Annotated in this window: 8 protein-coding genes; 5 read left to right on the top strand and 3 right to left on the bottom strand. The window is 72.5% G+C overall.

All coding sequences use genetic code 11. The annotated features are described in order from the left end of the window. Nucleotides 1-586: aminotransferase class I/II-fold pyridoxal phosphate-dependent enzyme (locus AB0I76_RS15935; protein WP_357035242.1), on the bottom strand; the 586-nt coding region annotated here is incomplete at its 3' end. A gap of 157 nt (nt 587-743) precedes the next feature. On the opposite strand from AB0I76_RS15935, the gene bioB reads away from it, so the two are divergent. From bioB to AB0I76_RS15920, 3 genes are read left to right on the top strand one after another with little or no spacing between them, the layout of a single operon-like run. Continuing rightward, nucleotides 744-1739 carry a biotin synthase BioB gene (bioB, locus tag AB0I76_RS15930; RefSeq protein WP_357035239.1) on the top strand — a complete coding sequence of 332 codons (996 nt, stop codon included), beginning with the start codon at nt 744-746 and terminating at the stop codon, nt 1737-1739. Further along, nucleotides 1736-1933, top strand: coding sequence for a hypothetical protein (locus tag AB0I76_RS15925; RefSeq protein WP_357035236.1), 198 nt, complete (start codon nt 1736-1738; stop codon nt 1931-1933). The genes bioB and AB0I76_RS15925 overlap by 4 nt, the downstream gene beginning before the upstream one ends. A gap of 4 nt (nt 1934-1937) precedes the next feature. Further along, nucleotides 1938-2444 (top strand): GNAT family protein, encoded by a 507-nt coding sequence (locus tag AB0I76_RS15920; RefSeq protein ID WP_357035233.1) that lies wholly within the window; start codon nt 1938-1940, stop codon nt 2442-2444. A 92-nt stretch (nt 2445-2536) separates the two neighbouring features. Here the strand turns inward: AB0I76_RS15920 and AB0I76_RS15915 are convergent, their stop codons facing one another. Beyond that, nucleotides 2537-5437 carry a glycoside hydrolase family 9 protein gene (locus AB0I76_RS15915; RefSeq protein ID WP_357035230.1) on the bottom strand — a complete coding sequence of 967 codons (2901 nt, stop codon included), beginning with the start codon at nt 5435-5437 and terminating at the stop codon, nt 2537-2539. Between the two features lie 391 nt (nt 5438-5828). On the opposite strand from AB0I76_RS15915, the gene AB0I76_RS15910 reads away from it, so the two are divergent. Continuing rightward, nucleotides 5829-6545 carry a hypothetical protein gene (locus AB0I76_RS15910; RefSeq protein WP_357035227.1) on the top strand — a complete coding sequence of 239 codons (717 nt, stop codon included), beginning with the start codon at nt 5829-5831 and terminating at the stop codon, nt 6543-6545. A gap of 347 nt (nt 6546-6892) precedes the next feature. Continuing rightward, the gene (locus tag AB0I76_RS15905; protein WP_357035224.1) at nt 6893-8458 is read left to right on the top strand and encodes an aldehyde dehydrogenase family protein; all 1566 of its coding nucleotides are present in this window, start codon (nt 6893-6895) and stop codon (nt 8456-8458) included. Between the two features lie 125 nt (nt 8459-8583). Here AB0I76_RS15905 and AB0I76_RS15900 read toward each other — a convergent pair whose 3' ends face one another. Beyond that, a complete protein-coding gene (locus AB0I76_RS15900; protein WP_357035245.1) occupies nt 8584-9111 on the bottom strand; it encodes a GNAT family N-acetyltransferase in 528 nt (175 codons plus the stop codon). Between the last annotated feature and the right edge of the window lie 35 nt (nt 9112-9146).

Genomic DNA, 9146 nt, shown 5'->3' with positions numbered 1-9146 from the left:
CGACCAGCAGCAGGGCGCCGTGCGCACGGGCCACCGCGTGCAGGTCGGCCAGCGGCGCCAGGTCACCGTCGACGGAGAAGACCGACTCGGTGACCACGACGGCGGGCCGCCCGGGGGCGGCGGCGAGCGCGGCGGCCACCGCCGCCACGTCGGCGTGCGGCGTCACCACGGTCTCCGCGCCGGAGATCCGGCACCCGTCGATCAGCGAGGCGTGGTTGTGGGCGTCGGAGACGAGCAGCGTACGGGGTTGCACCAGGGCCCGGACCGCGCCGAGGTTGGCCAGGTAACCGGAGGAGAAGACGAGCGCCCGCTCGGCGCCGAGCCAGTCGGCGAGCGCGTCCTCCAGGGCGTGGTGGGCGTCGGTGGATCCGCGTACCAGGCGCGACCCGGTGGCACCCAGCCCGTACGCGGCGAGTGCCCGACCGGCGGCGGCGGTGACCTCGGGGTGGGTGGCCAGGCCGAGGTAGTCGTTGCCGGCGAGGTCGACCACGGCGTCGCCGGCGGCCCGGGGGCGCAGCCTGCGGGTCAGTCCCGCCTTCGCGCGCAGCTCGGCGCGGCGGTCGAGTGCCGCCAGCCAGTCCGCCACCGTCACCCCTCACCGCTGTCACCCCGGCGGCCCACCCGGCCGCTTCCGCCGGGCGAAATTACCACCCGCCGGTACCCGACCGGCATTTCCACCCCGGCTCCGCCGGCCGACCCGCGGCCCGTTTTCCCCCGCCGGGCGGCCTTGTAGGGTACGAGCCATGCCAGAGATCCTCGACCAGGCCCGTACCCAGGTGCTGGAGAACGGCGTCGGCCTCGACGAGGCCGGTGTCCTCGCCGTGCTGAACCTGCCCGACGAGCACCTGCCCGCCGCCCTCCAGCTCGCCCACGACGTGCGGATGCGCTGGTGCGGCCCGGAGGTCGAGGTCGAGGGCATCGTCTCGCTGAAGACCGGCGGCTGCCCGGAGGACTGCCACTTCTGCTCGCAGTCCGGCCTGTTCACCTCCCCGGTCCGCTCGGTGTGGTTGGACATCCCGTCGCTCGTCGAGGCGGCGAAGCAGACCGCGAAGACGGGGGCGACCGAGTTCTGCATCGTCGCCGCGGTGCGCGGTCCGGACGCGCGGCTGATGAAGCAGATGCGCGACGGCGTCGCCGCCATCAAGGCGGAGGTCGACATCCAGGTCGCCGCCTCGCTCGGCATGCTGACCCAGGAGCAGGTCGACGACCTGGTCGACATGGGCGTGCACCGATACAACCACAACCTGGAGACCTGCCGCTCCTACTTCCCGAACGTGGTCACCACGCACTCGTGGGAGGAGCGCTGGGAGACCCTGCGGATGGTCCGCGAGTCCGGCATGGAGGTCTGCTGCGGCGGCATCCTCGGCCTCGGCGAGACCGTCGAGCAGCGGGCCGAGTTCGCCGCGCAGCTCGCCGAACTGGACCCGCACGAGGTTCCACTGAACTTCCTCAACCCCCGCCCCGGCACCCCGCTCGGCGACCGTCCGGTGGTGGAGGGCAAGGACGCGCTGCGGGCCATCGCCGCCTTCCGGCTGGCGATGCCGCGGACCATCCTCCGGTACGCGGGCGGCCGGGAGATCACCCTCGGTGACCTCGGCACCCGCGACGGGCTGCTGGGTGGCATCAACGCGGTGATCGTCGGCAACTACCTGACCACGCTGGGGCGGCCGGCGACGGCGGACCTCGACCTGCTCGAGGACCTGAAGATGCCGGTCAAGGCGCTCTCCGCGACACTGTGAGGTCGACGGTGACGGTCACGTGGTGCGACCGCTGCGGTGAGGCCGCGGCGGTCGGGTCGCACGACGGGTGCGCGGCGGCGCGGACGCTCGAACCGCCCCGCTACTGCGCGCACTGCCGCCGACGCATGAAGGTGCAGGTGCTGCCGGTCGGCTGGTCGGCGGTCTGCGTCGAGCACGGCGAGATCCGGGGCTGACGCCGTGCTGCGCGGACGGGCGGTGACCCTGCGGCCGATGACGGTCGACGACGTGCCGGCGCTCGCGACGATCCGCGCCGAGCCCGAGGTGCGACGGTGGTGGCGCGGCGGCGACGACCTCGCCGCCGCCGTCCGCGCGGACCTCGACGACGAGGGCCTCACCGTGTACGCGGTGGAGCACGACGGCCGCGTCGTCGGCGCGATCCAGTGGTACGCCGAGGATGACCCGGACTACCGGCACGCCAGCATGGACATCTTCCTCGACCCGGCGGTACGCGGTGCCGGGCTGGGCGGCGACGCGATCCGCACCCTCGTGCGGCACCTGGTCGACGAGTACGGCCACCACCGGTTCACCATCGACCCGGCGGCGGCGAACACCGCGGCGATCCGCGCGTACGCCAAGGTCGGCTTCCGCCCGGTGGGCGTCCTGCGCCGCTACGAGCGCGGCGCCGACGGCCGCTGGCACGACGCCGTCCTGATGGACCTCCTGGCCGAAGAACTGGCCGACTGAGGCCGGGTCGACGTCCCCCCGCAACTTCGGGGAAGTTGTCGCCTCGAACGGCACGTGAGGCAGCATCTTCCCCGAAGTTGCGCACGCCGTCCTCAGGCGACGGTGCAGGGGACGCCGTTGAGGGTGTAGGTGGTGGGTTTCGGGTTGCTCCCGGTGTGGGTGCCGTTGAAGCCGATGCCGGTGGACGCTCCGGGTGCCAGCACGCCGTTGTAGGACAGGCTCGTCGCGGTCACCGCCGTGCCGGTCTGGGCGTACGTGGCTGACCAGCCCTGGCCGACCTTCTGGGACGACAACGGGAACGCGAAGGCGAGCGTCCAGCCGTTGACGGTGGCCGTACCGGTGTTGGTGATGGTGATGGTGGCGGTGAAGCCGGTGTTCCAGTCGCTGGTCGCGTACGTCACCCGGCAGGCGCCGGCGGCCGGCGGGTCCGCGGTGGTGACGGTGACCGGCGCGGACGCCGCGGAGGTGTTGCCGGCCGCGTCGACCGCCACGACGTGGAAGCTGTACGAAGTGGAGGCGGCCAGCCCGGTCACCGCGAGCGACGTGCCCGTGGGCGAACCCATCAGCAGGTCGGTCGACCCGCTCCGCCGGTAGACGCGGTAGCCGGTGACGCCGACGTTGTCGGTCGACGACGTCCAGCTCAGGGTGAGTCCGGTGGCGGTGACCGCCGAGGCGGTCGGGGTGCCCGGCGCGGTCGGCGCGGTGGTGTCCGGCGCGGGTCGGGCCGGCGTGGTCACCGAGATCGTCGGCGAGGCCGTGGAGCGGTTGCCGGCTCCGTCGCGGGCCCGTACCGAGAACTGGTACGTCCGCTCCGGGGTGAGCCCGGTGACCGCGAGGCTGGTGGTCGACGTGGTGAGCAGCACGAGCGCGTCGCTGCCGACCTGCGCCTGGGTGATCTCGTAGCCGGTCACGCCGACGTTGTCGGTCGACGCGGGCCAGCTCAGGGTGAGCCCGGTCGCGGTGACCGCCGACGCGGTCGGGGTGCCCGGCGCGGTCGGCACGGTGGTGTCCGGAGTGGGCGCACCAGGTTCGACTCCCCAGACCCGACCGCCCCCGGAGTAGAGCGGCACGTTCCGGTTCGGCCCGGCGGCGGTGGTGTACGACGGGTCGTTGGTCGGGTCCCAGGTGCCACCCTCCGGTACGCCGATCTTGAACTGCACCTCCATCCGGTGCGCGGACTGGCCGGCCGGGGCGATGGTGTGCCCGGTGCAGTCGACCTCGACGTACCAGAGGTCGCCGGAGACCTGGCGGGCCGTGGACGGCGACGGGCAGCCCTGGGTGTAGCCGGGGGTGACCACCGGGGCGACCGTGCCCTCGGCGCGGAAGTAGTAGCGGAAGCGCCCGTCGGTCAGGGCGCGGGCCGGGTACGCGGACCGGTTGTAGATGATCGCCTTGAGCCCGGTGGCGCGCGGCTCGGCCTGCATCACCGTGGTCTCGACGGTCAACTCGTCCCGGTCCGGGGTCTCGGCGACCGGGAAGCCGGCGAGCGGGGTGCCGCCGTGCTTGGCGACGAGCGCGGCGAGGGCGGAGGTGAAGCCGGCGTTGTAGTCGGTGGCGACCTCGTTCATCACGTAGTCGGAGCGGCTGTCGCTGTAGGCGTCGTTGGCCGACGACGGGCCGCCGACCAGCGCGCCGTGGAGCACGTGCCGGGTCTCCTCCGGCACCGTCTGGCTGTCCCACCAGGAGCCGTGGGCGGTGCGGTGGTGCGGGTTCTTCGGCGGGTTGGCGCCGAACCCGATGACGTAGCTGGAGTTGCGCGGGTTGTCGCCGAGCGCATAGTTGATCTGCCGCAGCGCGAAGTCGGTGTACCGCGCCCTGCGGGTCGCGTCGGTGAGGTGGTCACCGTGCAGCATCGCGACGAAGCTGGTGTTCGCGGCGTAGCGCAGCGCGCCCCAGGAGTCGAGCACGGCCATCCCGCCGGGCGAGTACGGCACCCGTTGCCCGTTGACGCCGACGGTCCAGTAGTCGAGCCAGCGGTTGGCGTCGTCGAGGTACTTCTGCTTGCCGGTCAGCCGGGCCAGCAGCACGTACGCGCCGTACTGCTTGTTGTCCCAGGCGATCGTCCACTTGTAGGACTTGGTGGTGGTCTGGTTCTCGTTGCCGAGCTTGTCGTACTCGCTCTCGGCCTTGGCGAGGTAGCTGGCGTCGCCGGTGGCCCGGTACAGCCAGATGGCGCCCCAGACCAGCTCGTCCTGGTATCCGCTCCAGGAGCGGTAGAAGCTGGTCGCGTCGGTGATGCACTCGTGGTAGCTCTTCCGCACCGTGTCGGCGAACGTGTAGAGCTGCTTCGCGTGCCCGAGCAGCTTGTCGGCGTAGGCGGCGTCGGTGGGCCGGAAGACCATGGACGAGGCGGCCATCGCTGCCGCCGTCTCCCCCGCCAGGTCCGCGCCGCCACAGCTCGCATCGATCCTGTACGCGGGCCGCGCCATCGGCATCACCTCGGCCGGGCCCCACCACTTGTGGTCGTCGTCGCCCTTGCCGACCTGTCCGTAGAGGACGTTCGGCGCGGGGTGCGCCTTGACGAACCAGTCGTTGACGAAGCGCAGGTTGTTGAGCAGGTGCGGCAACTGGCCGGAGGCGACGTAGCCGTCCCGGTACTCGACCGCTCCCCAGGCCAGCATGGTGGCGCTGAACGCCATCGGGAAGCCGAACTTGACGTGGTCGCCAGCGTCGTACCAGCCGCCGGTCAGGTCGAGCCCGACGTCGGCGCCGTCGGTGAGGGCGGAGTCGCCCCGCCAGGAGACGCGGTTCCAGGCCGGCTTCCGGCCGGACTGCTGCGCCTCGTAGAAGAAGAGGGACTTCTGCAGCGCCTCGGCGTAGTTGAAGGCGGGCGCGGCGGCGGCGACCTCCTCGGCGGCGATTCGGGCCGCGGAGGCGGGTGCCGGTGCGGCGGCCAGGGTGAGCCCGACGGTGAGGGCCGCACCGGCGGCGAGCAGGCGGCGTGGCCAGGGCTGGTCGCTCCCCGCCCGCCAGGGGCGTCTCGGGTGGCGCATGACGGTTGCTCCTGTCGGTGGTGCCGCCGGCTCGCCGGCCAGGGGGCGCGCGACGGCGACGCCGGGGCCGGCGTGCCGGCGGCGGGTGGTGGTGGGGTGACCCACGGGCCCGGGAGCGCTCCCATGGATAAGCGACAATGTAATCCGGGCGTCACCTGTTTGTGAAGGGCGACCATCGTGGACGGCACGGCAAACCTCGGGACGACACCCGCAGCGCCACGCCGGCCGAATGTGTTACGGCGACACGCCTGCGGAGCGTGACTAATTCCCACCGATGCACCCGATGAACCCGCAGGTAGTCGCAGTACGACCCGATCATCTGATGTCGCGCACGGTGATCGCCCATGCGATCATGTGCTGTCCCCTCGATCGATCCCCGGAGGAAATCCTCATGCCACAGCGTCGGCGCGTGGCGCGCGCGGCTGTTTCCACCGCCGCCGCCGCGGCCTGCCTCACCCTCGCGACTCCCGCCTGGGCGTCCAGCACGGCCCCGCTCCACCCGGACCACAAGGGCTCCACCGCCGCCGGCTTCCAGCAGGAGTGCAACGACGAGCGGTTCGACGAGCTCCCCGCCGACCACGACGGTTGGCACTTCGTCCTTCCGACGAAGGAGGGCGGCAACTTCGAGAGCCTCACGCTGACCTTCTCCGACGGCACCAACACGGTCACCGTCAAGGTGCCGGACGCCACGGACGCCTACCCGGACGCCCTCTACTCCACGGGCGGCAAGGAGCCGCAGGTCAAGCACGCCTACGTCTTCACCCCGGCCGGGTGGACGCTCGTCGACGGCACGGCCACGGTCAGCGGCACCGCCGACAAGTTCAACCTGAGCCACACCTGCGCCGGCAGCGACACCCCCGGGACGCCGACGCCCACGACCCCGGTGCCGACGACGCCGGGGACCCCGGGCGAGTCGGAGAACCCAGGCGGGTCCGGCACGCCGACGCCGGGCACCGGCGGCGGTGGCGGCGGCGAGGACGACGGCGGCCTGCCGGTCACCGGCGTCGCCGGCACCAGCATCGCGCTGACCGGTCTCGCCCTGATCGGTGGTGGCGTGGCGCTGACCGTGCTGCGTCGTCGCCGGGACAGCATCACCTTCACCAGCTGATTTCCGCTCGTACCACCGAAACGGCCGCCGGGCAGTTGCCCGGCGGCCGTTTCGCCGTCCTCCTGTCGGGATCAGTCACAGCCGATGCGCGGTACTGACCGGTAACCCGACTCGTGTCATCCGGAGATACGTCACACCATCGATTATGACCGATTGCCTTACGCCATAACCCCTGCTCAGGTGCGGTGTGGACCGCACGCAGACGGCGGCACGTCGGTTCGCGCACGGATCTGGCGTCCTGACATACGAACGTACTGTTGCCGCCCCGTCGCGCGGCACGCGACAGTACGCGACACCAGCGGTGCCATCGACGCCGCCGCTCCCCGGACCACCCTGAGGAGGATGCGATGGCTCTACGACTCGCCGACGGAACCGCCTGGTCGGACACTCTCGCCCGCGCGGTCGCCGCCGCCCCGGAGGCGTTCGGGCCCGAGGTCGACGGCATCACCACCCTGCACAACCTGATCGAGGGCGGGTGGCGGGCCGTGGGCTCGCCCGGTGCCGTCCGCACGCCGGTCGACAACACCGTCCTGGTCAACCTGCCCCGCCTGGACGCGCGGACCGCCCGCGCCGCCGTGGCACACGCCACCGTCGCGCACCGGGACTGGGCGGAGACGCCCCTCGCCGAACGCAAGGCCCGGGTCACCCAGGCGGTGGACGCCCTCACCGCCCACCGCGACCTGCTCGCCATGCTGCTGGTCTGGGAGATCGGCAAGCCGTGGCGGCTGGCCTGCGCCGACGTCGACCGCGCCCTCGACGGCGTGCGGTGGTACGTCGGCGAGATCGACCGGATGCTCGCCGACGGCCGGGAACCGCTACCCGGCCCCGTCAGCAACATCGCCTCCTGGAACTACCCGATGAGCGTGCTCGTGCACGCCGAGCTGGTGCAACTCCTGGCCGGCAACGCGGTGATCGCCAAGACCCCGTCGCAGGGCGGCGCGGTCTGCCTCACCGTGGCGCACGCGCTCATGCGCCGGGCCGGGCTGCCCGCCACCCTGGTCTCCGGCAGCGGCGAGGAGCTGTCCGAGGTGCTGGTCCGGGCTCCCGAGATCGGCGCGGTGGCCTTCGTCGGCGGGCGCTCCAACGGCGGGAAGGTCGCCGCCGCGCTGCTGGACACCGACAAGCGGCACTTCATCGAGCAGGAGGGCCTCAACGCCTGGGGCATCTGGAACTTCTCCCAGTGGGACCTGCTCGCCGCCCACCTGAAGAAGGGCTTCGAGTACGGCAAGCAGCGCTGCACCGCGTACCCCCGCTTCGTCGTGCAGCGGGACCTCGTCGACGAGTTCCTCGACATGTACCTGCCGGTGGTGCGTTCCGTCCGGTTCGGACACCCGCTCGCCGTCGGCGACGACTGGTCCGCCGGCGACGCGCTGCCGGAGCTGGACTTCGGACCGCTGATCAGCGGCGCCAAGGCCGACGAGCTGCGCCGCAAGGTCGACGAGGCGGTACGCGGCGGCGCGATCCCGCTGCACCGCGGCAAGCTCGACGGCGCGCCGTTCCTCGACGGGCAGGACACCTCGGCGTACGTGGCGCCGTCGGTGCTGCTGGCCCCGCCCGGCCGGTCCCGGCTGATGCACGCCGAGCCGTTCGGGCCCGTCGACACCATCGTCGTGGTGGACACCACCGACGAACTGCTGGCCGCCATGAACGCCTCCAACGGCGCACTGGTCGCTTCGCTCGCCTGCGACGACGAGGACCTGGCCGCGAAGCTCGCCGTCGACCTGCAGGCGTTCAAGGTGGGCATCAACAAGCCGCGCTCCCGGGGCGACCGGGACGAACCCTTCGGCGGCCGGGGCGCCTCCTGGAAGGGCGCCTTCGTCGGTGGCGACCTGCTGGTGCAGGCGGTCACCGTCGGCGGCGACAGCCGGCTCTACGGCAACTTCCCCGACTACAGCAGCTATCCCACCACCTGACCACCTGCGGTGTAAGGAAGGGCCCCCCGTTAACGCATTCCGCATAGCAGGGGGGCCCTGTCAACACTCCACCGAGCGCCCGGCCGAGCCGTTGTTGAGAAGGGGCCCTTCCTCTACCGCAGGCGTTAGCGGGGGACCCTTCCTTGCACCTTCGCCGGCTGGGGCGTTGTGAGCGGGACGGTGAGGGTCACCAGGCTGCCGTCGTGCTCGGCCGTCGTCGGGCGGCCCAGCCGGCGCAGCGTCCGCAGCATCGGCGCGTTGTCGGCCTGCACGTGCAGCACCAGGGCCGCGTACCCGGCCGTGTCGGCCTGCCGGACCAGCCGACGCAGCAGCGCCGAGCCGAGGCCACGCCGCTGCCAGTCGTCGCGCACCAGCAGCGCCACCTCGGCCTCGTCACCCTCGGCCAGCAGGTTCGCCATGGCGACCACCGAATCCGCCGCCCCGCCGGAGCCCGCGACCGTCGCCAGCAGGGTCAGCCCGCGCGCCGGCTCCAGCAGCCGCCGCAGGCGGGCCGGCGCGGGTACGGTCGCACCCCCCAGGTAGCGGCGGTGCCGCGTCCGCGTCGAGGACCGCTCGTGCAGCTCCACCACACCGGCCAGGTCGTCGGCGACCGCTGGCCGTACGCCCAGCTCGGCGCCGTCGGGCAGCACCAGGGTGACGTGCTCGGCGGCCCGGCGCGCGACGGTGG

This window comes from Micromonospora sp. NPDC049799 (assembly GCF_040656655.1).
Taxonomy (GTDB): Bacteria; Actinomycetota; Actinomycetes; order Mycobacteriales; family Micromonosporaceae; genus Micromonospora.
Note: the sequence above shows the minus strand (reverse complement) of the source record. Positions and strands in the feature narration are given on the sequence as shown.